The sequence below is a fragment of the Halobaculum sp. D14 genome (assembly GCF_051195135.1).
GTDB lineage: Archaea > Halobacteriota > Halobacteria > Halobacteriales > Haloferacaceae > JBNTKA01.
Window position 1 is genome coordinate 724,705 of record NZ_JBNTKA010000001.1, and the last position, 23,423, is coordinate 748,127.

A 23,423-nucleotide genomic window follows, 5' to 3' on the forward strand; every position below is an offset into this window, starting at 1 on the left:
TTACTCTCGACTGACGGCGATGTTCTGCACGGGGCCGCCGCAGTCGCGACACGCGCCGGGGTTGCTGCTCGCCGCGTGTCGGGCGCCGCACGACACACACTCGAACAGCCCCTCCGAGGCCGAGTACGGATCGATGTTCACAGTTGGCATGTTGGGGGTTAGCACTATCCTGATGATAAACTCTTCTCCGACAATACTTCTACAATCACGGTATCCTTATACTAGTTATATTTAGGAAGTGCTGTTCTATCGGAGAAGATTGGCATACCGTAAATTTCAGTCTGGGGGTCGCGTCGTTCTTCGGGCTCGCGTCGACGGAGTCGCTCCCGCGTCGGCCGGAGTTCGTTGTTGGCTAACTGTCGGTTTGAGTGACCAGCCAGCCGTTTCGCGTTTCTGCGCCGGGGGGCGTGACGAGAATCGTCGTCGACGCGTCGACCAGTTCGGTCTCCCCGTAGGCGCGGAGTTCGTCGAGACGCGCGACGGTCCGGCGCCACCCCCGGTCCGTCGGCTGGGCCAGTCCGACCGGGGCGTCGCCGTCGCGGTTCGCCTCCAGAACGGCGCACGCCCGCTCGAACACCGGTCGCCGCGCCGGCCACCGCGGCTCGGTGAGCACGACGCCGAACCCGGCGTCCGTGACGGCGCGGAGGCGCGTCTCGACCGCTTCGGGTGAGGACTGGCGGCCGGAGAGCGCGACGGTCGCGACGGCGTCGCCGAGCGGAGCGCCGAATCGCGCGGCCGCGGAGTCCGCCGCCGAAACGCCGGGCACCACCTCGACGGTCGGCGGTTCGTCCTCCTCGCTTCGGCCGCCGTCACCGCCCACGGCGTCGAACACGCGAGCGACCGCCGCGTTGACCGCGCTTCCCTGCGCCGGAATCAGCGCGACGCGGCGCCCTGCGGCCGCCCGGTCGACCGCCGCCCGAGCCGCCTCGGTGGGGCTGTCGGAGTCGGTCGCGTACTCCTCGTCGACGCGGTCCCGGATTTCCACCGGGACGTCGTCGAGCCGCCCGCGGTCGCCGACGATGACGTCGGCGTCCAGCAGCGCCTCCTGCGCTCGGACCGTCATGTCGGCGTGGCTTCCCGGGCCGATGTCGACGACCGTCAGGTCGCCGCTCGTGCCGTCCGGCCGGGCCGCCGCGGCGTTTTCGCGTTCGACGCGTCGGTCACGGTCTGCGGTCACGGGCTCTCCTCCACCGAGGACCGACCGGCGTTGTCGACGCCGCGCCGCCTCCGTCGACGGACCCGGTCGTCGCCGCGGTTCGCGTCCGGTTCATGCGGCCTGCTCCGCCCGCGTCGGCAAAAGCCGTGGTGGCCACGAGCCGTGCGCACACGTGGCACTGACGTCGGTCCGGTGGCGGCGCCGCTACAGCAACTCGGTTTCGACCAGGTCGACGGCGTTGTCGGCCGCGCCGACGGAGGCGAGGTACGCCGCTCCGGTCGCCGCCTTCGCCACCGCGGCGGGTCTGCCGCGCAGGACCGACGGGCCGACCTGCGCGACGGAGCCGTCGCCGACGCTCACCAGCCAGCCCGGGACGTCGAACCGGAACTGGTCGAGCCGCGGGGAGAACCCGTCCGCGTCGCCGCCGTCCGCTCCGAGCGCGTGCTCGACGAGTCGCCCGACGTTCTCCGCCGCCGTCTTCGCTTCCCGCGTCGCCGCGGCGGCGCTCGCCGGGACGCGCTCGCCGTCCGCGTCGACGACCGTCGCGGCGTCGCCGAGCGCCAGCGTCGACTCGGTGAGCCGGAGGTCGCCGCGGACCGTCGGCCGCTCCCGGTCGACCGCGGCGTCGCCCTCGATGCCGCCGGTCCACACCAGCTCGTCGTAGCGGAGCGTGCCGGCGTCGGTTTCGAGCGCGTCCGCCCGCGCCCGCTCGATTGTCGTGCCGGTCTCCACGTCGACGCCGCGGTCCGTGAGTTCCTCGCGGACGGCGTCGCTGAACCGCGCCGGGAACGACGGCGCGACCTCCTCGCGCTGTTCGACGAGAACGACCTCCGGCCGGTCGGCGGCGTCGACGCCCTCTTCGCGGACGAGCGCCGCAATCTCGCCGGCGGCCTGAATCCCCGAGAGGCCGGCGCCGCCCACCACGACCCGGCCGCCCGTCTCGCACAGCACGCCGACGCCCTCCCGGATCGAGGCGGCGTCCGCCAGCGACTTCAGCGGCGTCGCGTGCTCGCGGAGGCCGTCGATGCCGTAAAACGCCGTCTCGGAGCCCAGACACAGCGCCCCGACGTCCCACGAAGCCGTGTCGCCGCCGGCCAGCGCCGCTTCTCCGGCTTCGGGGTCGACGTCGACGACGCGGTCGTTGACGAACGACGCGCGGCTCAGCACGTCCGCGATAGGGACGCTGATGACGTCGGCTGCGCCGGGCCGCCTGATGACGCGGTGGAGTTCGTGGACGAGGACGTGGTCGGCGCCGTCGTTCACGAGCGTGATGTCGGCCGCGGCCGGCAGCCGTGATTCGAGCAGGCGAGTCAGCGTCAGCCCGGCGTAGCCCGCGCCGAGAACGACGACGTCCATGAAACGGGGTTCGGCGAGGAGGGGAAAAGGTGTGTCGGCGACGTGCACGCGAACGTTCAAACCGGAAGCCGCGGCCAACGCCGCTATGCTGTGACGCCGGCCTCGCGGCGTCTGCGGGTGCGCGGCGACGCGCCGCGAGGGACGGACGCGCCGCCTGTCAGCCCTAGAACAGCGACTCCGACTCGCCGAGCACCTGCGCCGGCCCGCCGACCTCCCAGACGTCGGTGTCGACGCCGACCGCCGAGATGCGCTCCTCCACGTCGTCGGCGTGCGCGGCGGGCGTGTTGACGTAGACCGAGGCGCCCGTGTCGGTCGAGAAGTACACCGGGACGCCCTCCTCGCGGAGTTCGCGGACCGCGTTGAACACGGCGATGGTTTCGGGCTGCCAGTACACCCAGCCTGCCGGCCCGGTCATCGTCGTCGCCGTCAGCGACAGCGAGTCCTGCTCGGCGAGCCCGAACACGCCGTCGAAGTCGCCGGCGCGGAGCTCGTCGCGCATCGTCTGGAGCTGCTCGTGGACGTGCGCCAGCCGCGCCTGGAACATGTGGCTCGCCTCGGCTTCCTTGTGCGCCTGCTCGGTCTCCTTGTACGACGGCACCAGCGCCGTGACGACGCGGAGGTCCTCCTCCGGGTCGAAGCCGTCGTCGCCGACGCCGACGTCGAGCCGCTCCGACCGGCAGTCCTCGTCGTTCATCCCAGCGTACAGACACGAGTACGCACCGGTGACGGCGCGCGCCGCCGACGACGAGCCGCGGCGCGCGACCGTCGAGATTTCGGGCCGCGTCATGTCGAGTCCCGCGGCTTCGACGAGCGCGGTCGCGAGCGCGGCGAACCCCGACGAGGACGACCCGAAGCCGACGTTCGACGGGAACGAGTTCTCGGACTCGACGCGCACCGCGTGGTCGATGTCGGCGACGTCGCGGACGTGGTCGACGACGTGCCGGACGCGTTCGGCGCCGCGGCCGGAGACGTCCTCGCCGCCGATGCGGTACACGTCGTCGTCGGCGCCGCCGTCCGGCTGCCACTCCACGGTCGTCGTCGTCTTCGACGGCGCCGTACAGAGGCTGATCGAGTCGTGATACGGGAGCCGCAGGTCCGGGTCGCGCATCCCGTGGTACTTCACGAGGCCCTGAATCGGGTGCGCTTTCGCGGTCGCCTTCATACCCGCCGAACGGGCGGGGCGGTGGTTAGTCGTTCCGGATGCCGCCGTCGCCGCTACTCGTAGCTGTAAAAGCCCTGCCCGGTCTTCTTCCCGAGGTCGCCGGCGTCGACCTTCCGCTTGAGCAGGTACGCCGGCTTGTACCGGTCGCCGAGCTCCTCGTGGAGCGTCTCGGAGGCGTCGAGACAGACGTCGAGGCCGATGTGGTCAGCGAGTTCGAGCGGCCCCATCGGGACGTTCGTCCCGAGCTTCAGCCCCCTGTCGAGGTCGGTCTTCGAGGCGACGCCCTCGTCGAACGCCCGGATGCCCTCGTTTATCCACGGCATCAGGACGCGGTTCGTGACGAACCCGGGTTTGTCGTCGCTCTCCCACGTCTCCTTGCCGAGCGCCTCGGCGAAGCCGTGGGCGAAGTCGGCGACGTCGCCGTCGGTCTTCTCCCCGACGACGACCTCGACGCCTTTCATCACCGGCACCGGGTTCATGAAGTGGAGGCCGACCACGAGCGGCGCGCGGTCCGTCGCGGCCGCGATGGTCGTGATGGACAGCGTCGACGTGTTCGTCGCCAGCACGACGTCGTCGTCGGTCACGTCCGCCAGGTCGGCGAAGACGTCGCGTTTCACGTCCATGTCCTCGACCGCGGCCTCGACGACGAGGTCCGCGTCCGCGAGGTCAGCGAGGGCGGTCGTCCCCGTGATGCGGTCGCGGACGGCCGCCGGGTCGTCGTCGAGTTCGCCCTTCTCGTCGAGCCGCGACAGCGACGACTCGATGGCGTCGAAGCCGCTGTCGACGTACTCCTGTTCGATGTCGCGCATCACCACGTCGTAGCCCGCGGCCGCGGCGACCTGCGCGATGCCGTTCCCCATGGTGCCCGCGCCGACGACGCCGACCGTCTCGATGGCTGAAAGTCCACGCATACCCGCCGATGCCGCCGCGTGAACCGTAAGCGTAGCGGGACGCCGTCAGCGCGGCCGACCCGCCTCTATACTGTTTAGTCTGTCACTTCTTTCACCGAAAATATCCTCGTTCGGCGCGAGAATACCCAGCGGGCGCGGACTGTCAGACGAATTATTCGGCGCTGATAGCGGGCACAGAAACGTTAAGGAGGCGTACGCCAATCGTTCGGCGAGAGGTGCACCCCGTGTCCGAGGAGGAGCCATCACCCACTGACCTCAAACACGTCGGCCCCGCGACGGCGGCCATCATCGAGGACGCCTCGTTCACCGCCGCCGACGTCGACGCCAAGACCGTCTCGTTCAGGATGCTGCTCGACGCCGGCGTCAACCCCGGGGTCGCCGCACGCATCCGCCGGGAGCACTCGCTGTCGTGGTCGTTCGAGTCCGAGGACAGCGAGGACCTGAAGCGGCGGTCGTCGCAGGTCCGCGGCTTGGGCGACGACGAGCGCGCCTGGGTCGCCGCCTCCTCGGGCGACTGGGAAGACACCGCGGCCGAGAGCGACGACGACGGCGAGGCCGCCTGGGTCGCTGCATCGACCGACGGGGAGGTCACTCCCGAAGCCGACGGGTCCGGCGACCCGGTCGCCGCGGAGTCGGCGTGGCAGCAGCGCTCCCGGCCGACGCCGGTGACGGCGCTCGACGGCGTCGACGAGGACACCCGCGACGACCTCGCCGAGGCCGGCATCACGTCCGTCCGGTCGCTGTCCACGGCCGACCCCGACGAGGTCGCGGACGCGCTCGACCGCGACCACGACCGCGTGGCCGCGCTCCGCGACGAGGCCGACGACTACCTCGGCTGAGACGCGACCGCGCCGGCGACGTACGGCCCGTCTGGGTCCCGGATTCGTCGGGAACTCTCTTGATTCTGAACTGTCCGCTCGTTCTCGAATCCGTCGTCGTCGGCGCCGCTGTGAGTGACTATTCGGTTTTGAGTTAATTTCGTGCCGGCATCCACCACACAATTTATGTGAGGCGGGCGCCGAGCGGCGAACACGATGCTCCCCGACGCGGCCGACGCCATCACGCGGGACGGCAAGGCGCTCATCCTCGCGTACGACCACGGCCTCGAACACGGCCCGGTCGACTTCGAACCGAACCCGGCGACCGCCGACCCCGAAGCGGTGTTCGACCTCGCGACGCACGACGCCGTCACCGCACTCGCGGTGCAGAAAGGCGTCGCCGAGGCGTACTACCCCGCCTACGAGGACGACGTGACGCTGCTCGCGAAGCTGAACGGCACCTCGAACCTCTGGATGGGCGAACCGGACTCCGCCGTCAACTGGTCCGTCGACCACGCCGCCGAACTCGGCGCCGACGCCGTCGGCTTCACGATGTACGGCGGCTCGAACAACGAAATCGAGATGGCCGAGGAGTTCCGCGACGCCCAGGAGGCCGCCCGCGACAACGACATGGGCGTCGTGATGTGGTCGTACCCGCGCGGACAAGGGCTGAAAAACGACACCAGCGCCGACACCATCGCGTACGCGGCGCGGCTCGGCCTCGAACTCGGCGCCGACGTCGCGAAGGTGAAGTACCCCGGCTCCGGCGACGCGATGCAGCACGCCGCGGACATGGCGGGCCCGACCAGGGTCGTGATGTCCGGCGGGTCGAAGACCAACGACCGGTCGTTCCTCGAAACCGTCGAAACCGCGGTTCGGAACGGCGCCGACGGGCTCGCGGTCGGCCGGAACGTGTTCCAGCGCGACGACCCGGTCGGCATCCTCGACGCGCTGGAGGCGGTCATCTTCGACGGCGAAACCGCGGAGGAAGCCGTCGCACACACCTCCCAGCGCGCCGTCGCGGATGACTGAGCGGGCGCCCGCCGCCGTCGTCGACGACGTCCTCGACGCCGTCGCCGCCGCCGCCCCCGAAATCCGCGACGGGCTCCCGGGGCGGCGCCGCCACATCGACGACACGAACCCGTCCGGCGAGACGGTTCTCGCGGCCGACGACTTCGCCGACGACCTGCTGGAGCGGCGACTCACCGCCGTCGACGGCGTCGGCGCGTACGCCAGCGAGGAGCGCGAGTCCGTCGTCGACGCCGGCGACGGCGTCTCGGTGACCTGCGACCCGCTCGACGGCTCGTCGAACCTGAAGTCGAACAACCCGATGGGGACCGTCGTCGGCGTCTACGACGCCGCCCTCCCGGCGTCCGGCCGCGACCTCGTCGGCGCCGCGTACGTCCTGTTCGGCCCGGTGACGACGATGGGCGCCGCCGTCGACGGCGAGGCGACGGAGTATCTCGTCGACGACGGCGTCCGCGACTCGCTCGGCGCGCTGACCATCCCGGACGACCCGACCGTGTACGGCTTCGGCGGCCGCGTCCCGGAGTGGCCGGGCGACTTCGCCGCGTACGCCGACGCCGTCGAATCCGAACTGAAACTCCGGTACGGCGGCGCCATGGTCGCGGACGTCGCGCAGGTGTTGACGTACGGCGGCGTGTTCGCCTACCCCGCGCTCCGGTCGGCCCCGGACGGAAAGCTCCGACTGCTGTTCGAGGGCGCCCCGATGGGCTACATCGTCGAGGCCGCCGGCGGCCGGTCGTCGGACGGCACGCGGTCGCTGCTCGACGTCGACGCCGACGACCTCCACCAGCGCGTCCCGGTCCACCTCGGGAACGCCGACCTCGTCACCCGGCTGCAGTCACGGCTGGACTGACGTCGGACTGTTCGGCCGGAATCGACAGACCCACCGTTCCCGAGCCGCGACACCGGGTAATGAGAGACCGCTACAAGGCGCTGATGCTGCGCTGTTTCAAGGACGGCATGGACATCGTCGACGAGTACAACCAGTGGTGTGAGGAGGCGTTCGACGACGCGTCCCCGGTGCCGCCGCAGGCGGTGCCGAAGGTGGCGATGATGCTGTACCAGAGCCGAATCATGGACGGCTGGGGCGGCGACGGTGGCTTCGACATCCCGGAGTTCGACGACAAGATGTTCGACTAGCCAGGCCGAAGCGGCGAGGCGTCGCCGCGAGCGACGCGGACCCGCGGTTTCAGTCGTCTCCGGCGGCCACGTCGGCGTCGACGGTGCCGACGCGTCGCTCGAAGAAGTCGTCGAGCAGTTCGAGGCTCCTGAGCTTGTCGTCGATGTCGGAGGAGCCGTGCCCCTCCTCGCCGAGTTCCTCGTACTCGTAGTCGTCGCCCGCCTCGTAGCCCGCGTCGTCGAGGGCGTCTCGGAAGATGCGCGCCTGCGAGACCGGCACCCGGCGGTCGTTGACGCCGTGGACGACGAGGAGCGGTGCCGCGAGGTTGTCGACGTGCGTCACCGGCGACCGCTCCTCGTACAGCGCCTCGTTCTCGTCGGGTTCGCCGAGGTACTTCACCATCAGTTCCGAGCGGAAGTGCGGCATGGTGTTTTCGGCCATGTCGAACAGGTCCGAGACGCCGACCCACGCGACGCCGGCGTCGTACAGGTCCGGGAACTGCACGAGCTGCCAGTAGGCGGAGTAGCCGCCGTAGGAGCCGCCGTAGACCACGACTGCGTCGTCGTCGAGCCAGTCGTACTCGGCGAGGACGTGCTCGGCCGCGGCGGCGACGTCGCCCTGCTCGGCGCCGCCCCAGTCGTCGTACAGCTCCTCGACGAACTCACGGCCGCGGCCGGTGGAGCCGCGGTAGTTCACCTGCAGCACGGAGAAGCCGCGCGACAGCAGGAACTGCGTCCGGTAGCCGAACGACAGCGTGTCGCGGTGACGCGGGCCGCCGTGAGGGTTGACGACCAGCGGCGACGGCCGCTCGCCGGAGTCGTAGAAGATGGCGCCGATTTCCAGTTCGTCGTACGGGTCGTGGTCGACGGCGCGCTGGGGGGTCTCCGGCACGCCGTCCGACTCGACGGTGAAGTACTCCGCGTCGGCGAAGTCGTCGGGCGAGAACGGGCCGTACTCGGCGTCCAGCACCGTCTCGTACTCGTCGGCGTCGAGGTCGTACGCGAGCAGTTCGGGCCGCCGCGTCGGCGTCGTGTGCTGAATCAGGACGCGGCCGTCCGCCAGCGGCGTGTCGTCAGCCAGCGACGCGACGCCGCCGGGCAGGTCGAGTTCGCGCCCCTCGCCGGAGTCGACGTCGTAGACGACGGGGACGGCCTCGGCGTCGCGCGAGCGCGTCGCGAGGAATCGGTCGCCGCCGGGGAGGAAGAACGCGGGCGTCTCCTCGAACTCGCCGCGGCCGAACCACGTCACCTCGTCGGCGTCGAAGTCGTAGACGCCGCAGCGGCCCTTGTCGGGGGTGTTGTCGGAGACGAGCAGCGCGTCGCCGTCGGGGTGCCAGTCGGCCGGCGCCGCCTCCGCACCGGTCTCGCCGATCTCGAGGTTCCGCGGATTCCCTCCCTCGACGTCGTCGCCGGCCGCCGGCCCGCTCTCCGTGGCGCTCCGCGCCACGCTGGCGACGAACACGTCCGCGTTGTCGTAGTCGTCCGCGGCGTTCGTCATGAACGCGAACCGGGTGCAGTCGGGCGACAGCTCCGCGGTCCAGACGGCGCGGTCGGAGTCGGTCAGCTTCGTCGTCTCGCCCGACGGGAGGTCGTGGCGGTAGACGTTCATCTGGCCGTCGGCGTTCGAGCCGACCAGCAGCGTCTCGCCGTCGTCGCCGACCGACTGGAGCGTGACCTGCCCGTCCATCTCGACGACCGGTTCGGCGTCGCCGTCGCGGTCGATGACGTACAGGTCGTTCTGCTCGTTGCCGGCCTCGTCGCGGTGGAAGAAGACGCGGTCGCCGTCGGCGTCCCACGAGAAGCCGTGGCGTGCGTCCTTGGGCACCTGGCCGTCGGACCACTGCTCCAGCGCACCGGTGTCGGGGTCGAGCAGGTACAGCTGGTTGCGGCCGTCGATGTCGTAGTACAGCGCGACCTCGTCGCCGTCCGGAGTCGGCGCGGGGTGGGCCATCGTCGGCAGCTCTGCGAGGGCTCGGAGGGTGTCGTCTGCGGTGTCGGTCACACCGGACGGTTCCGCCGCGGAAACTTATGTGTACTCAGAACGGATTTTCTGATAGCGTTCTGAACTGTCCGGCGGGGCCGCGGCTCGGGCCCGGGGCCGACTCGGCATGGAAACACCTTTCCGCAATTCTTGCGCAGCAACGATTATGAAGGTCCACGTGGGCGCCGACGCCACGGCGGAGGAGGCGGGCGCCATCGCGGAAGCGCTCGCCGAGCACTTCGGAGTCGACATCGAGGTGTACGCCGGAGCGGGAGCCGGCGACGGCGAGCCCGCCGCGTCGGCGTCGCCGCCGGAGCCGGAGTACCCGCTCGACGACGACCTCGGGCCGACCGACCGCGAAGCGTCGCTCCGGGAGGAAATCCAGGACATCCTGGAGGGCGGCCCGGAGAAGTACAGAGAGCGGCTCCCCGACCAGGGGAAGCTGTTCGTCCGCGACCGCCTCGACCTGTGGTTCGGCGAGGACGGCGACGGCGGCCCCGGCGACGCCGACCGCGAGGGCGCCGCCGCCGGCGTGAAATTCGAGGACGGGAAGTTCGCGAACTTCGACTCGTGGCACCCGAACAGCCCGGACGTCGACGAGTACGACGAGTCCGACCGGGTGCCCGCGGACGGCCTCATCACCGGCGCGGCGGAGTTCGAGGGCCGCGACCTCCACTTCATGGCGAACGACTTCACGGTGAAAGCCGGGTCGATGGCGGGCCGCGGCGTCGAGAAGTTCCTGCGGATGCAACAGCGCGCGCTGAAGAACGGGAAGCCGGTGCTGTACCTGATGGACTCCTCGGGCGGCCGCATCGACCAGCAGACCGGGTTCTTCGCGAACCGCGAAGGCATCGGGAAGTACTACTACAACCACTCGATGCTGTCGGGCCGCGTCCCGCAGATCTGCGTGCTGTACGGCCCCTGCATCGCCGGCGCCGCCTACACGCCGGTGTTCGCGGACTTCACCGTGATGGTCGAGGGGATGTCAGCGATGGCCATCGCGTCGCCGCGGATGGTGAAGATGGTGACCGGCGAGGAGATCGACATGCAGGAACTCGGCGGCCCCGACGTCCACGCGAAGTACAGCGGCAGCGCCGACCTCGTCGCCCAGGACGAACAGCACGCCCGCGACCTCGTCGCGGAGCTCGTCACGTACCTGCCCGACAAGGCCGGCGAGAAGCCGCCGAAGAGCGACCCGAAGCCGCCGACGTACAGCCCCGACGGCATCGACGAACTGATTCCGGAGGCGCCGAACCGGCCGTACGACGTCCACGACCTCATCGAGCGCGTCGCCGACGCCGAGTCGGTGTTCGAACTGAAGTCGGCGTACGGCCCCGAAATCGTGACGGCGTTCGCCCGCATCGACGGCCGGCCGGTCGGCGTCGTCGCGAACCAGCCGACCGAGCGCTCGGGCGCCATCTTCCCGGACGCCGCCGAGAAGGCCGCCGAGTTCATCTGGACCTGCGACGCCTACGAAATCCCGCTGCTGTACCTGTGTGACACGCCCGGATTCATGGCGGGGTCGCAGGTGGAGAAGGACGCCATCCTCGAGAAGGGGAAGAAGTTCATCTACGCGACGTCGTCCGCGACGGTGCCGAAACAGACCGTCGTCGTCCGGAAGGCGTACGGCGCTGGCATCTACGCGATGGGCGGACCGGCCTACGAGCCCGAATCCGTCATCGGGCTTCCGTCCGGCGAAATCGGAATCATGGGGCCGGAGGCCGCCATCAACGCCGTCTACGCGAACAAGCTGAACGACATCGACGACGAGGAGGAGCGCGCCGCGAAGGAGGCGGAACTCCGCGAGGAGTACCGCCGCGACATCGACGTCCACCGGATGGCGAGCGAGGTCGTCATCGACGAAATCGTGCCGCCGTCGTCGCTCCGCGACGAACTGGTCGCCCGGTTCGACTTCTACGCCGACATCGAGAAGGACGTCCCCGACAAGAAACACGGCACCGTCCTGTAGCGTCCGACGAGTCCCCACGGGCGAACGCCGTTCGTCGCGGTGCAGCTGCGTGGCTGCTGCGTACTCGCCGACGCACGCGAGCACGCCGCACCTGCGGAGAGCTGTACTAGTTGGCTGGGATACACTTTTGGTTTTTCGTGGAAATAGCTTGAACGATGGCGACCGAACCGACTCGCGACGACGACTGGACCGAGTCGATACGGGAGAGGTATCAGACGCACGCGACCACGGGCGCCGAAGACGCCCTGCAGGCCGTCGCCGACGCAGTCGGAGAGTTCGTCGCTCCGCCTCAGCCTTCCGACTGGGAACCGGAGCTCGGCGGGGAGCAGCCACCCGGACTCTCCGCTGAGTTCGATGTCCAGATAGACGCTGGAACGATAACATCGAACGAGTTCGACGTCGAGTCGGTCCGGACCGCCGCGAACGAGCTCTTCGAGACGCTTCAGTTGCTGGCGACTGGCGTCGACGCGATTTCAGCGGCTGGCGACGCTGCTACTGCGGACGCCGGCTCCGCGCTCTTCGACGGCATCAGGCTGCTCCAGCTCGACGTCGACCGGTTCGAGCAGACGGTGGTCGATTCGCTTCCGGAGCGACTCGCGACGGCGGCGAAGTCGACGCTCGACCGCATCAAAGACAAGGTGAAGCGCGCGGTCGGGTCGCTGTGGAACACGCTCTTCGCGCACACGACGCTGGACAACTGGCAGGTCAGCGGCGGAATCGGGACCACGCTCCCAGGATTTACCGGAAACGTCACGCTCGCTCTGACGTTCGACTGAGCCGTCCGTTCGTCACTGCTCCAGCGCGCGCCGCAGCGCCGCGGTTTCCTCCAGCACGGCGCGCCACTGCGACGCCGTCCCGGGGAGGTCGTCGTCGCCGCCGATGCGGCGGTCGATGCGGGTCCGGACGTCCCGCGGGTCGTCGACGCGGCGGAACGCGAACGACCCGCCGGCGGTCTGGAGGTCGACGGTCCCGTAGCCGAACAGCGACCCGGTGAGCGACTGGCTGTACGCGCTGTTCTGCACGGTCGCGAGTCGGGCCCGGGCCACCGACCGGCCGACGACCCCGGTTTTCACGTACGCCGCGCGGTCGGTGACCACGTACCGGGTGTTGGTGAGCGACAGCAGCGCCCCCGCTGGGACCGCGACGCCGACCAGCGCGAGCAGCAGGCCGCCGACGATGAACGCCGCGTCCGGCTGACCAGCGACCGCCGCCGCGACGCCGCCGGCGACGAAGAGCACGCCGACGACGCCCGCCGGAATCGCGGCGGAGAGCCGCGGCCGCCCGGTCCACAGCACCGACTCGTCGTCCGCCAGCGACACGGCGTCGGGAACCGCGGCGTCGTCGCTCATTCTTCGTCCGCCGTCGCGTCCGTCGTCGTTGCGTCGGTCTGCGCCGCGTCCGCCGTCGTCGTTGCGTCGGCCGGTTCCGCGGCGGCGCCGGTCTCGCCCGAGTCGCGGGCTTAGACGGCGCTGCGAATCGCGCGGAGTTCCTCGAGGATGTCGTCGAGGACGTCGGCTTTGCCGCTGCGGTCGGCGTCGCCGCCGGTCGCCCGGATGCGTTCGTTGACGCGCTCTTGGACCGCCTTCGGGTCGGCGACGTTGTCGAAGCTGAGTTCGACGCCGCTGCCGCCCGCGGTCGAAATCTCGACGGTGCCGTAGCCGAACTGCGTCCCGAAGAAGTCCTGCGTGTAGGAGGTGTCCTGCACTTTCTCGAAGCCGACGCGCTTCACGTCGCGGGAGAACACGCCGCGCTTCTTGTACAGCGCGTCGGTCGTGATGACGTACTCCGTGTTCTCGCGGCGCAGGTACGCCGACGCGATGACGAACAGGCCGACGAGAATCAGCGACAGCGGGACGCCGACGACGAGCGCCGGCACCAGACTCGACGGGTGCGGCGTCCCGGTCCAGACGACCGCCTCGTCGGGGTCGAGCGTCAGCCAGTCGAACTCGTCGGGCAGCGACTCCCCGCCGGAGTCGGCGGCGCCTGCGGCGTCGGAGGGCGGAACCATACCGGGTGTCACGCAGCCGACGACTTAAAACAGTCCCTGTGGGCCGCGGGCGCAGCCGCCTCACTCGGCGTGTTCGCGTTTCAGGCTCAGGACGGTCCGGTCGAACTCGCAGACCAGCGTGTCGGCTTCCTCGTCGTCGCCGGCGACGGTGAACGCTTCGACGTGCATCGTGACGACGCCGCGTTCGCCGTCGCTGGTCTCGCGCTTGTCGGTGACCGTGGACTGCGCGTAGACGGTGTCGCCGTGGAACACCGGATTCGGGTGTTCGACGTCGTCGTAGCCGAGGTTCGCGACGATGGTGCCGTCGGTCGTGTCCGGGACCGAGAGCCCGGTGGCGAGCGCCATCGTGTAGAGGCCGTTGACGACACGGTCGCCGAACTGCGTGTCGGCGGCGAAGTCCGCGTCGAGATGCAGCGGCTGCTGGTTCATCGTCATGTCGCAGAACGCCTGGTTGTCGCGTTCGCTGACGGTGCGGCGCTTGTCGTGCCGGATGGTCTCGCCGACCGTGAACTCCTCGTAGTATTTGCCGGCCATGGAGCCGACGTCGACCCGGCGAACCAAAACCGTGCGGGACTCCGCCGAGCGGACTGTACGGGCTTCCGCCGAGCGGACTGTGCGGGCCTCCGCCGGACCGGGCATCGGGGGTCGTCGCGGCCGCGGTGAGCCGGTGGGATTGAAACGCCGCCGCGCCGAACGGCGACCATGGTCAGACGCAGCGTCCTGTTCTCGCCGGGCGACCAGCCCGACATGATGCGGAAGGCGGACGGCGCCGGCGCCGACACCGTCGTCTTCGACTTGGAGGACGCCGTGGCGCCGTCGCGGAAGGCCGCGGCGCGCGAGGCGGTCCGCGGCGTGCTCGACGACCCCGAGTTCGACCCCGACGCCGAGGTGTGCGTCCGCGTCTCCGGGACGGGGACGTACCGCGACCTGGAGGCCATCGTCGACGACGTCGACGGCGCGCCCGGGTTCGACGCCGTGGCGCTCCCGAAAGCGGAGTCGGCGGCGGCGGTCCGACAGCTCCGCGACCAGCTCCGCGAGCGCGACTGCGTCGTCCCCGTGCTCGCGCTCGTGGAGACGGCGCGCGGCGTCCTGAACGCCGAGGAAATCGCGGCCGCCGAACCGACCGACGCGCTCGTGTTCGGCGCCGAGGACTACGCGGCGGACGTCGGCGCGACCCGGAGCGACGACGGAACCGAGGTGCTGTACGCCCGCGAGTCGGTCGTGGCGGCCGCGGCCGCCGCCGGCGTCGACGCCGTCGACACCGTCTACACCGACTTCGCGGATACCGACGGGCTCGCCTCGGAGACGCGGTTCGCGGCGGGGCTCGGCTACGACGGGAAACTGGCGATTCACCCGGCTCAGGTCCCCGTCATCAACGACGCGTTCACGCCTGACGACGACGACGTCGAGTGGGCCCGCGCCGTCCTCGACGCCCGCGAGGCCGCCGACGCGGCCGAGCGCGGCGTCTTCGAGGTGGACGGCGAGATGATCGACGCGCCGCTGCTCGCGCGGGCCGAGCGCATCCGCGAGCGCGCCCGCGCCGCCGGCATCGACGTCTGAGCAGCGGCGGCGGAACCACGTCGACCGCGGCCGAACTGAGTCGTCGCCTGCGGCGGGAACCGGGCCGCCTGCGGCCGAATCGGCGACTCGCCACCCATCATAAATGCGCCTCGTTCACATACCCTTACTCGCGTCGCCTGCGCCTGACTACAAGTGTCTATTAGGTGTGGACCATGGTATAAACTCGACACGCTTACAAGCGGTCACTTCGGCAGCCTACGTATGGCTGAGCAAGAGGCGAACCCCTTCGAGAGTCTGCAAGAGCAGATCGAGGACGCGGCGGCGTATCTCGACGTCGAGGGCGACATCATCGAGCGGCTCAAACACCCCGAGCGGGTGCTGGAGCTGAACCTCTCGGTCGACCTCGACGACGACACAATCGGCCGGTTCAAGGCGTTCCGGTCGCAGTTCAACGGCGACCGCGGACCGTACAAGGGTGGCATCCGCTTCCACCCCGGCGTCACCCGCGACGAGGTGAAAGCGCTCTCCGGCTGGATGGTGTACAAGTGCGCCGTCGTCGACATCCCGTACGGCGGCGGGAAGGGCGGCATCGTCATCGACCCCTCCGAGTACAGCGCCGCGGAACTGGAGCGCGTCACGCGGTCGTTCGCGGAGGAACTCCGCCCGCTCATCGGCGAGGACAGCGACATCCCGGCGCCCGACGTCAACACGGGCCAGCGGGAGATGAACTGGATCAAAGACACCTACGAGACGCTGGAGAACACCACCGAACCCGGCGTGGTCACCGGGAAGTCGCTGGAGGCGGGCGGCTCCGAGGGCCGCGTCGAAGCCACCGGTCGCTCCACGATGTTCACCGCCCGCGAGGCGTTCGACTACCTCGACCGCGACATCGAGGGCGCCACCGTCGCCGTCCAGGGGTACGGGAACGCCGGCCACGTCGCCGCGTTCCTCATCGAGGACCTCGGCGCGAACGTCGTCGCCGTCTCCGACTCCTCGGGCGCGGTCTACCGCGAAGGCGGCCTCGACACGCGCGCCGTCAAACAGCACAAAATCGACACCGGCTCCGTCACCGGCTACCCCGACGCCGACGAGGAGTTCACGAACGAGGACCTGCTGACGCTCGACGTCGACCTGCTCGTCCCGGCCGCGCTCGAAAACGCCATCGACGGCGACCTCGCACACGACGTCGAAGCCGACGTCGTCGTCGAGGCCGCGAACGGCCCGCTGACGCCGGACGCCGACGACGTCCTCACCGACAAGGACGTCTACGTGTTCCCGGACATCCTCGCGAACGCCGGCGGCGTCACCGTCTCGTACTTCGAGTGGGTGCAGAACCGCCAGCGGTTCTACTGGACCGAACAGAAGGTGAACGAGGAGCTGGAGCGGCACATCGTCTCCGCGTTCGACGACCTCACGGAGGCGTACGAGTCGCTCGACCTCCCGAACTTCCGCACCGCCGCCTACGTCGTCGCCGTCCAGCGCGTCGTCGACTCGTTCACCGACAACGGCAACTGGCCCTGACTGGCTGGCAGACCCTCGACCCCGACCGCCGTTCGGTCGTCACCGACCCGATTCGGGTTCCGCCGCTTCGTTTTCTCCGGCGACCGCCGTTCAGCCGCGGTACCGGTCGACGAGCGCGAGTCCGCCGGCGGCGACGAGCAGCACGACGCCGACGCCGGCCGCGTACACGCCGTAGACGAAGCCGGTGAAGCCGGCGCCGAGGTCGTCGACGTGCGCGACCGCGTGGAGGCTGTACAGCGTCCCGTCGACGCTGACCAGCGCCGGCAGCCGGTCGGCGAACGCCGCGTCGACGCGCGGCCGGTACCCCCAGTCGTCCGTGCTGTTGTCGACGATTCGGTCGACGGTCCGCTGTTCGGCGGCCGACAGCGACCCGTAGTCGACGGCGCGGCGCCGCGCGGTCACGTTCGCCACCCGCGCCGCCGTGACCCGCTCTGCGGTGACGACGCTGCCGTTCTCCCGGACGCGGAACCGGACGTACGTCTCCCCGCCGTGGTACTCGCCGGTCAGGAAGGTGTAGTTCCGCGCGACGGCGCGGAGGTCGGCCCGCACCGCCGGGTCGTCGGCGGCGTTCCCGTCGCTGATGGCGGCGCGGAGCGTCCGCCGGGTGCGGTTCGGCGCGCGGTACTCGCCCGCGGAGTACCGCCGGGACACCTGGTGGACGGAGAGCACGACGCGGTGGCTGTGGTACCGCAACACGGTTTCGCGGCCGTCGGCGGTGCCGAGGTCTACCGGCTCGGCGCCGTACACGCTCGGCGTCTTCGGCGGCGGGCTGAGGGCGGTGCCGGCGGCGGAGAGGTACAGCGGCGCCGGCACCAACAGCAGGCCGACGACCGCGAGCGCGACGGCGACGCGGCGGAGACGCACGTCCGGAGACCGCGCCGCGGCCGGTAAGTGTCTTGTCGCGGCGACGCCGCGCCCGACGCCCCGGGCCGGCGCGACGTGTCGCGGCCGCGACGGGTGTCTGCCGCGGCTTCAAGCCGCCGGCGCCCGTGTCGCCGGCCGTGCCGATGGAACTGGAGCGGTGGCTCGCTGCGCTCGTCGCGTTCGCGCTCGCCGGCGTCCCGTTCGCGTGGGCCAGCGTGCTACTCCCCGCGTGGGCCGACGGGCTCGGCTACGCCGCCGTCACGCTCTGCGTCGCCGCCGCGGTCGCGTACCACGTCGCCTACCGCGGACCGCTCGACCGCTGGGACGCCGTCGACGTCCGAGAGTGAGCGTTCCGCCTCGTCGACGCCGAAAAAGTGGTTCGGTGAGCCGCCGAACTACGCCTCGTCGAACAGGGTTTCGCCGTCGACCATGTGTGCTTCGACGGCGTCCATGTCGAGCGTCAGGCCGAGGCCGGGCTCCTCCGGAATCTGGATGTAGCCGTCCTCGATGACGTCCTCTTCGACCAGGTCCTCCCACCAGCCGAGTTCGTAGCTGTGGTACTCGACGGCGAGGCTGTTCGGGATGGCGGCGCCGACGTGGGCGGACGCCATCGTCGCGACGGGGCTGGAGACGTTGTGCATCGCGACCGGGACGTAGTACTGGTTGGCGACGTCGGCGATCTTCCGGGTCTCGCGCATCCCGCCGACCTTCGGCAGGTCCGGCGCCACGATGTCGACCGCCTGGTTCTCGATGAGGCGGCGCTCCTCGGTGACGCGGTACCGGTTCTCGCCGACCGTAATCGGCGTCGTCGTCGACTTCGTGACCTCCTCTTGCACCTCGAGGTTCTCCGGCGGAACCGGGTCTTCGAGCCACCACACGTCGTACTCTTCGAGTTCCGCGGCGAGCCGCTTGGCGGAGCCGCCGGAGAACGTCCAGTGGCAGTCGAAGGCGACGTCGGCGCGGTCCTTCACGCGCTCGGTGACCTGCTCGACGATTTCGGCCTTGTGCCGAATCTCGCCTGGGCGGAGGTGGCGGTTCGCGCGGTCCTTCTCGTGGCCGGAGGGCACGTCGAGGTCGAACTTCAGCGCGTCGTAGCCGAGTTCCTCGACGACCCGTTCGGCCTCGTCGGCGCACGCCTCGGGGTCCGCCTCCTCTTCGGTGTGGCAGTCGCAGTACACCCGGACGGCGTCGCGGTACTTCCCGCCGAGCAGCTGGTAGGCGGGCAGCTCCAGAATCTTGCCGGCGAGGTCGTGCAGCGCAATTTCGACGCCGGCGATGGCGGTGACGGTGACCCCTTCGACGGAGCCTTCACCGGACATCTTCTGGATGAGGTGTTCGTACAGCCGGTCGATGTCGAGCGGGTTCTCGCCGACGAGGAACGGCGTCATGCGCTCGATGAGCTCTGGGACGCCGGCGCCCCAGTAGGCTTCGCCGGTGCCGACGACGCCCGCGTCGGTGTACACGCGGACCAGCGTCCACGGGAAGTTCCCGTCGACCATCGTACACTGCACGTCCGTGATTTCGACGTCGCGGCCGCCGCCGCGTTTCGCCCGCACGCCCATCGTGTCCGCGGAGAGCTCCCGCATCGTGTACTCCGCGTTCGGGTCGTGGAGCGACTCGTAGTTCCGACTCATACGCAGGCGTTCACTCGCAAAGTTGTAAATCTTGTGAGGCAGCGTCGGTGACGCCGGAGCGGGACGGTTTGGCCGGTCGGCTACGCGGCGTCGTCGCCGGACGACCCGACGACCTCTTCGCCGGACGGCGCCTCGTCGGCCGCTCCGGTGTCGGTGCCGAGGTCGACGAGGCAGTTCAGCGCGTAGACGGTGCGGAGCAGTTCGGCTGCGTCGCCCGGCGAGAACACCAGGCCGTCGGTGTCGCGGACGTGTTCGAGCACCGACTCCGAGGAGTGGCTCGGCGCCGCCGAGATGCCGGCGTCGGCCGACGCGACCCACTCCATCACCTCCAGGTCGGATTTGCTGTCGCCCATCACGCAGACGAACGGGTCGTCGACGTCGAGCGCGTCGAGCGCGGACCGGACCCCGGCGGCCTTGTCCAGTTCGCGCGCCGCGAGCTCCGCGGCGTCGGCGCGGTACAGCGCGACGTTCAGCCGCTCGAACAGCGCCACCGCTTCCGGCTCCGTCTCCGCCGGGACGTCGGCGCCGGCGCGGCGCAGCGACGCCTCGATTTCGGGGTCGGCGTCCGCGAAGAACGCCCGCGCCGCCGCCGGGCCGTCGTCGACGTCGACGCGGTCGGCGACCGCCTCGCCGACCAGTTCGAGCAGGTGCGCCATCGCGTCGTCGATGACCTCGTCGGCCGCGTCGCTCCCGGTCTCGTAGTTCGGTTTCAGCGTGACGTTGAACTCGTTCCCCTGGAGGTGGCAGCCGCGTCGGACGTCGTCGGGCGCCGAGCGCAACACGCCGTCGCGGACGTCGTCGACGACGCCGCGGACGTCGTCGTCGAGGTCGTCGTACAGCAGCCGCTTCGTCTCCTCGCCGCGCCCCGGCGTGAACACGCCCGCGCCGGCCTCGTAGACGACGGAGACGGCGCCGGAGTACACCAGTTCGTTCCCGAGCCCCTGCACCAGGAACCCTTTGACGTTCTCCAGGGTCTGCCCGGTGCAGATGACGAGCGGGACGCCGCGCTCGGCGAGTTCGGTGAGCAGGTGCAGCACGGACCGCGGAATCTCGTTGTCCGTGTCGCCGGCGCTCCGCAGCGTCTCGTCGACGTCGAGCACGAGCGCGTTCACCGCGCGGCCGTACTTCCCGCGGAGGTCGAGCGCCGTGAACGCCGCGTCGCGGTCGGCGACCGCGGCGACCTCGGCGAGCGTCTCCCCGTCGTCGAACGCCGCCTCGACCGCGGCGCGCCGCTCGGCGAGGTCGGCGTTCGCCTCGTCCCACCGGTCGAGCGCGACGCGGGAGTCCAGCGGCGGGAACAGGTCGACGAACTCCCTGTACCCCCGGAGCGTCTCCGTGTCGTACTCCGCGTACAGCTCGTACAGCCGGTCGTACAGTTCCACAGGCGTCGTTCGGCAGCCCGGAGAATAAAACCACCCCGCGGCCGCAACGCCTGCCCGCCGGAGCTTTCCGGGCCCGGTCCGAACGGCCGCTGATGACGGATACGGGCTCGGACGACCGGACGGACGACGGAGCGGCAGACGGCTCGGACGACGGCGCAGCCGACCGCTCCGGCCGCGGCGCCACCAGCCGGCTGCTGCTCCTGCTCACCGCGGTCGCCGTCCTCGTCGCGCTGCTCGGACTCGCGGTGGTGTGGGCGCTCGCCTACGGACCGCTGGCGTAGCCGCCGCCGACTACTCCATCCGGTCGTCCACCGCGTCGCCGTCGCCTGCGTCGTCGTCGCCGTCGCCTGCGTCGTCGTCGCTGTCGCCCCACGTCACGCCCTCCTGGGCGTCGGCGCGCATCCGGCGGAGCGCCGCGGCCGACTGGCTGGCGTCGTAGCCGAACAGCACGTCGCCGGCGTACGCGCCGGCGACTTCGGCGGCTTTCACGAGCGCGTCGACGTCGACGTCGACCGCGTACAGCTCGACGGAGAAGTCGGCGTCGAGGCCGGCGAGCCGGCTCTCGAACCCTTTCGCGATGGTTTCGAGCCAGTACGTCGTCCCGTAGTTCGTGTCGTACAGCGGCACCACGAACTCGTCGACGTGCGGCGCGAGCCGCTCCAGGTCGAGGCCGGCCCGCTCGAGCAGGTGGCCCGGGTACGGGTCCGGGTACAGCGTCAGGTAGGTGCGGCCCGGGACGCGGTCGGCGGCGTCCGCGACGAACTCGGTGATGACGTCCGCGCGCCACGTCTCCCAGCCGTCTGCGTCGCTGTCGGCGTACAGCGCCTCACAGCGGTCACAGCGGCAGTACCCCTGCCGCGGGAAGCCGACGTCGTCGAGCCGCAGGTCGGGGTTCACGTCGACGCAGTCCTCCACGATTTCGAGGAGGCCGCGCCGGTACTCCTCGTGGGTCGGGCAGATGTACGCCCAGTCGAAGTACTGCCGGTCGCGGGTCGCCGGCTCGCCGTCGGCGTTCACCGGCACCAGCTCCGGGTTCGACTCCGCGGCCGCGTTGTCGCCGAAACACGACACCATGCTGACGGCGTCCTCCAGCGGCTCTGCGGACCGCCCGGTCACGTCTTTCACCTCGTAGAAGCCGCGGTCGAACTCCGGCCACCCCACCTCCTCGGCGTTCCGCGTCACCACGCCGTACTCGGTCATTACGCGCCGCTAGGCGAGAAACAGGGGTAAGTCGTTCGGAACGGGCGATGCGGCGGCGGGCCGTGCGGCGGCCGGGATTCGGCGACCGGCGTTCGGTGTCCGGCGCTCGGCGGCAGGCGCGGCGTCAGTCCTCCACGTCGACTTCCACCGGCTCCGAGTCGGAGGTGAGCACGACGTACAGCAGCACGATGATGCCGAACAGGACGATGAGCTTCGATTTCCCTGACATGGACAAGGGTTGTGTCGGACGGCACTAATCGTTTCCGGGCGCAGACGGAGACGAGATGGAGACGAAACGAAGACGAAACGGAGACGACGTGAGACCGGGCGGCCGGCGAGCCGGCCGGTGAATCGGTCGGCGACCCTGGCGGCTCGGCGCCGCGTCGTCAGTCGACGGCGAGGTGGTCGCCGATTCCCTCGTGGATGATCTCCGAGCAGAACTCACAGCGGACGCCGTCGGCGACGACGCGGAACCGGGAGGCGACGGGCTCGTCGGCGTTCGTGATGCAGTTGTGGTTCGGGCAGGTGAGCAGCCCGACGACGCGTTCGGGGCGCTCGACGCGCTTTTTGTCGACGACGTCGAACTCGCGGACGATGTTGACGGTGGCCTCGGGCGCGAGCAGCGAGATGATGTCGACTTCGCCCTGGCTGAGTTCGCGGTCCTCCACCTTCACGATGTCCTTGGTGCCGAGCCGGTCGGACGGGACGTTCATCCCGATGGAGACGCCGTGGCCCTCGCTGCCGTCGATGCCGAGCACCGCGAGGACGTTCAGCGCCTGCCCGGCGGTGACGTGGTCGATGACGGTGCCGTTGCGAATCTTGGAGACGCGGAGTTCGCGGTCGGTCATCGCGCACCTCCGTCGTCGCCGAGCAGTTCGTCGAGCAGCGCCATCCTGACCGGGACGCCGTTGTGCGCCTGCTCGAAGTACGTCGCGTACTCGGTCTCGTCGACGTCCGGCGCGATCTCGTCGACGCGGGGCAGCGGATGCATCACGGTGAGGTCGTCGCGGGCCGCCTCCAGCGTCTCCGCGTCGATCTGGTACCGGCCGGCGACCTTCCGGTACTCGTTCTCGTCCGGGAACCGTTCGCGCTGGATGCGCGTCACGTACAGCACGTCCAGTTCGCCGAGCACGTCGTCGAGGTCGGTGTGTTCGCGGAGCCGCGCGCCCGCCTCGTGGAGGTCGAACTGGACGCTGCGCGGCAGCCGGAGCGACTCGGGGCTGATGAAGTGCATCCGGACGTCGAAGTTCGTGAGCGCCTCGGCGAGCGAGTGCACCGTCCGGCCGTACTTCAGGTCGCCCATGATGCCGACCGTGAGGTCGTCGAGCCCGGCGTTCTCCCGCATCGTGTACAGGTCGAGCAGGGTCTGGGTCGGGTGCTGGCCGGCGCCGTCGCCGGCGTTCACGACCGGGACGTCGACGAACTCCGCGGCGAGCTTCGCGGCGCCCTCGCTGGGGTGACGCAGCACAATGCCGTCGGCGTACCCCTCGATGACGCGGACGGTGTCCGCGAGCGACTCGCCCTTCTTCACCGACGACGACTCCACGGTGCCCATGTCGACGGTGTCGCCGCCGAGCCGCTTCATCGCCGTGTCGAACGACATCTTGGTCCGCGTGCTCGGCTCGAAAAAGCAGAGCGCGAGCAGCCGGTCGGCGTGCCGCTCGCCGAGGCCGCCCGGGGCGGCCGCGATGTCCGCGGCGCGGTCCAGGACGGCTTCGATGTCCGCGCGGGTGAGTTGGCCCGCCGAGAGGAGGTGGTCGTGACGCATTAGGTGTGTGAGCGTCGGCCCGACCCT

The 23,423-nt window shown here is 70.3% G+C and carries 25 protein-coding genes; 10 read left to right on the forward strand and 15 right to left on the reverse strand.

Annotation, left to right across the window (positions count from 1 at the left end; all coding sequences use genetic code 11):
- The 5 genes from ACQUST_RS03620 to ACQUST_RS03640 all read right to left on the reverse strand — a co-directional run bounded on the left by ACQUST_RS03620 (position 1) and on the right by ACQUST_RS03640 (position 4,585).
- The gene (locus ACQUST_RS03620; RefSeq protein WP_435125035.1) at positions 1-150 is read right to left on the reverse strand and encodes a rubrerythrin-like domain-containing protein; all 150 of its coding nucleotides are present in this window, start codon (positions 148-150) and stop codon (positions 1-3) included.
- 202 nt (positions 151-352) lie between these two features.
- Entirely contained in the window at positions 353-1,177 is an 825-nt protein-coding gene (locus tag ACQUST_RS03625; protein WP_435125037.1) for an SAM-dependent methyltransferase, read from the reverse strand.
- 183 nt (positions 1,178-1,360) lie between these two features.
- Positions 1,361-2,512, reverse strand: coding sequence for an NAD(P)/FAD-dependent oxidoreductase (locus tag ACQUST_RS03630; protein ID WP_435125039.1), 1,152 nt, complete (start codon positions 2,510-2,512; stop codon positions 1,361-1,363).
- Between the two features lie 163 nt (positions 2,513-2,675).
- Entirely contained in the window at positions 2,676-3,674 is a 999-nt protein-coding gene (mvaD, locus tag ACQUST_RS03635) for a phosphomevalonate decarboxylase MvaD (RefSeq protein ID WP_435125042.1), read from the reverse strand.
- Positions 3,675-3,727: 53 nt separating this feature from the next.
- Positions 3,728-4,585, reverse strand: coding sequence for a 3-hydroxyacyl-CoA dehydrogenase family protein (locus ACQUST_RS03640; RefSeq protein ID WP_435125043.1), 858 nt, complete (start codon positions 4,583-4,585; stop codon positions 3,728-3,730).
- Positions 4,586-4,809: 224 nt separating this feature from the next.
- Here ACQUST_RS03640 and ACQUST_RS03645 point away from each other — a divergent pair, with 224 nt between their 5' ends.
- The 4 genes from ACQUST_RS03645 (at position 4,810) to ACQUST_RS03660 (ending at position 7,569) form a co-directional block, all read left to right on the forward strand.
- Positions 4,810-5,424 carry a DUF7409 domain-containing protein gene (locus ACQUST_RS03645; RefSeq protein WP_435125046.1) on the forward strand — a complete coding sequence of 205 codons (615 nt, stop codon included), beginning with the start codon at positions 4,810-4,812 and terminating at the stop codon, positions 5,422-5,424.
- Between the two features lie 195 nt (positions 5,425-5,619).
- On the forward strand, positions 5,620-6,435 hold the full coding sequence (locus ACQUST_RS03650; protein WP_435125049.1) for a class I fructose-bisphosphate aldolase: 816 nt from the start codon (positions 5,620-5,622) through the stop codon (positions 6,433-6,435).
- Entirely contained in the window at positions 6,428-7,282 is an 855-nt protein-coding gene (locus ACQUST_RS03655; RefSeq protein ID WP_435125051.1) for a class 1 fructose-bisphosphatase, read from the forward strand. Before ACQUST_RS03650 ends, ACQUST_RS03655 begins: the two co-directional genes overlap by 8 nt.
- 59 nt (positions 7,283-7,341) lie before the next feature.
- On the forward strand, positions 7,342-7,569 hold the full coding sequence (locus ACQUST_RS03660; RefSeq protein ID WP_435125053.1) for a hypothetical protein: 228 nt from the start codon (positions 7,342-7,344) through the stop codon (positions 7,567-7,569).
- Positions 7,570-7,618: 49 nt separating this feature from the next.
- On the opposite strand, the gene ACQUST_RS03665 is transcribed toward ACQUST_RS03660, so the two are convergent.
- On the reverse strand, positions 7,619-9,550 hold the full coding sequence (locus tag ACQUST_RS03665; RefSeq protein WP_435125056.1) for a S9 family peptidase: 1,932 nt from the start codon (positions 9,548-9,550) through the stop codon (positions 7,619-7,621).
- A 145-nt stretch (positions 9,551-9,695) separates the two neighbouring features.
- On the opposite strand from ACQUST_RS03665, the gene ACQUST_RS03670 reads away from it, so the two are divergent.
- On the forward strand, positions 9,696-11,498 hold the full coding sequence (locus tag ACQUST_RS03670; protein WP_435125059.1) for an acyl-CoA carboxylase subunit beta: 1,803 nt from the start codon (positions 9,696-9,698) through the stop codon (positions 11,496-11,498).
- A gap of 155 nt (positions 11,499-11,653) precedes the next feature.
- Positions 11,654-12,274, forward strand: a complete 621-nt coding sequence (locus ACQUST_RS03675) for a hypothetical protein (RefSeq protein WP_435125062.1) — start codon at positions 11,654-11,656, stop codon at positions 12,272-12,274.
- A gap of 12 nt (positions 12,275-12,286) precedes the next feature.
- Here ACQUST_RS03675 and ACQUST_RS03680 read toward each other — a convergent pair whose 3' ends face one another.
- From ACQUST_RS03680 to ACQUST_RS03690, 3 genes are all read right to left on the reverse strand, one after another.
- The gene (locus ACQUST_RS03680; RefSeq protein ID WP_435125065.1) at positions 12,287-12,847 is read right to left on the reverse strand and encodes a PH domain-containing protein; all 561 of its coding nucleotides are present in this window, start codon (positions 12,845-12,847) and stop codon (positions 12,287-12,289) included.
- A gap of 110 nt (positions 12,848-12,957) precedes the next feature.
- A complete protein-coding gene (locus tag ACQUST_RS03685) occupies positions 12,958-13,506 on the reverse strand; it encodes a PH domain-containing protein (protein ID WP_435125067.1) in 549 nt (182 codons plus the stop codon).
- 60 nt (positions 13,507-13,566) lie between these two features.
- Positions 13,567-14,145, reverse strand: coding sequence for a MaoC family dehydratase (locus ACQUST_RS03690; RefSeq protein WP_435125070.1), 579 nt, complete (start codon positions 14,143-14,145; stop codon positions 13,567-13,569).
- Positions 14,146-14,208: 63 nt separating this feature from the next.
- Here ACQUST_RS03690 and ACQUST_RS03695 point away from each other — a divergent pair, with 63 nt between their 5' ends.
- On the forward strand, positions 14,209-15,066 hold the full coding sequence (locus ACQUST_RS03695; protein WP_435125073.1) for an HpcH/HpaI aldolase/citrate lyase family protein: 858 nt from the start codon (positions 14,209-14,211) through the stop codon (positions 15,064-15,066).
- A gap of 222 nt (positions 15,067-15,288) precedes the next feature.
- A complete protein-coding gene (locus tag ACQUST_RS03700; RefSeq protein ID WP_435125076.1) occupies positions 15,289-16,548 on the forward strand; it encodes a Glu/Leu/Phe/Val family dehydrogenase in 1,260 nt (419 codons plus the stop codon).
- Positions 16,549-16,638: 90 nt separating this feature from the next.
- On the opposite strand, the gene ACQUST_RS03705 is transcribed toward ACQUST_RS03700, so the two are convergent.
- Positions 16,639-17,412 (reverse strand): hypothetical protein, encoded by a 774-nt coding sequence (locus ACQUST_RS03705; protein ID WP_435125078.1) that lies wholly within the window; start codon positions 17,410-17,412, stop codon positions 16,639-16,641.
- A gap of 137 nt (positions 17,413-17,549) precedes the next feature.
- On the opposite strand from ACQUST_RS03705, the gene ACQUST_RS03710 reads away from it, so the two are divergent.
- Positions 17,550-17,759 carry a hypothetical protein gene (locus ACQUST_RS03710; RefSeq protein ID WP_435125080.1) on the forward strand — a complete coding sequence of 70 codons (210 nt, stop codon included), beginning with the start codon at positions 17,550-17,552 and terminating at the stop codon, positions 17,757-17,759.
- Positions 17,760-17,807: 48 nt separating this feature from the next.
- On the opposite strand, the gene ACQUST_RS03715 is transcribed toward ACQUST_RS03710, so the two are convergent.
- Positions 17,808-19,046: a mandelate racemase/muconate lactonizing enzyme family protein gene (locus ACQUST_RS03715; protein ID WP_435125083.1), complete on the reverse strand. Its 1,239-nt coding sequence runs from the start codon at positions 19,044-19,046 to the stop codon at positions 17,808-17,810.
- 80 nt (positions 19,047-19,126) lie between these two features.
- Positions 19,127-20,428, reverse strand: a complete 1,302-nt coding sequence (locus ACQUST_RS03720; RefSeq protein WP_435125086.1) for an HAD family hydrolase — start codon at positions 20,426-20,428, stop codon at positions 19,127-19,129.
- Positions 20,429-20,520: 92 nt separating this feature from the next.
- Here ACQUST_RS03720 and ACQUST_RS03725 point away from each other — a divergent pair, with 92 nt between their 5' ends.
- Positions 20,521-20,709 carry a hypothetical protein gene (locus ACQUST_RS03725; RefSeq protein WP_435125088.1) on the forward strand — a complete coding sequence of 63 codons (189 nt, stop codon included), beginning with the start codon at positions 20,521-20,523 and terminating at the stop codon, positions 20,707-20,709.
- Between the two features lie 10 nt (positions 20,710-20,719).
- Here the strand turns inward: ACQUST_RS03725 and ACQUST_RS03730 are convergent, their stop codons facing one another.
- From ACQUST_RS03730 to pyrB, 3 genes are all read right to left on the reverse strand, one after another.
- Positions 20,720-21,628 (reverse strand): hypothetical protein, encoded by a 909-nt coding sequence (locus ACQUST_RS03730; RefSeq protein ID WP_435125090.1) that lies wholly within the window; start codon positions 21,626-21,628, stop codon positions 20,720-20,722.
- A gap of 386 nt (positions 21,629-22,014) precedes the next feature.
- Positions 22,015-22,476 carry an aspartate carbamoyltransferase regulatory subunit gene (pyrI, locus tag ACQUST_RS03735; protein ID WP_435125093.1) on the reverse strand — a complete coding sequence of 154 codons (462 nt, stop codon included), beginning with the start codon at positions 22,474-22,476 and terminating at the stop codon, positions 22,015-22,017.
- Positions 22,473-23,396: an aspartate carbamoyltransferase gene (gene pyrB / locus ACQUST_RS03740; RefSeq protein WP_435125095.1), complete on the reverse strand. Its 924-nt coding sequence runs from the start codon at positions 23,394-23,396 to the stop codon at positions 22,473-22,475. The genes pyrI and pyrB overlap by 4 nt, the downstream gene beginning before the upstream one ends.
- Positions 23,397-23,423: the final 27 nt, after the last annotated feature.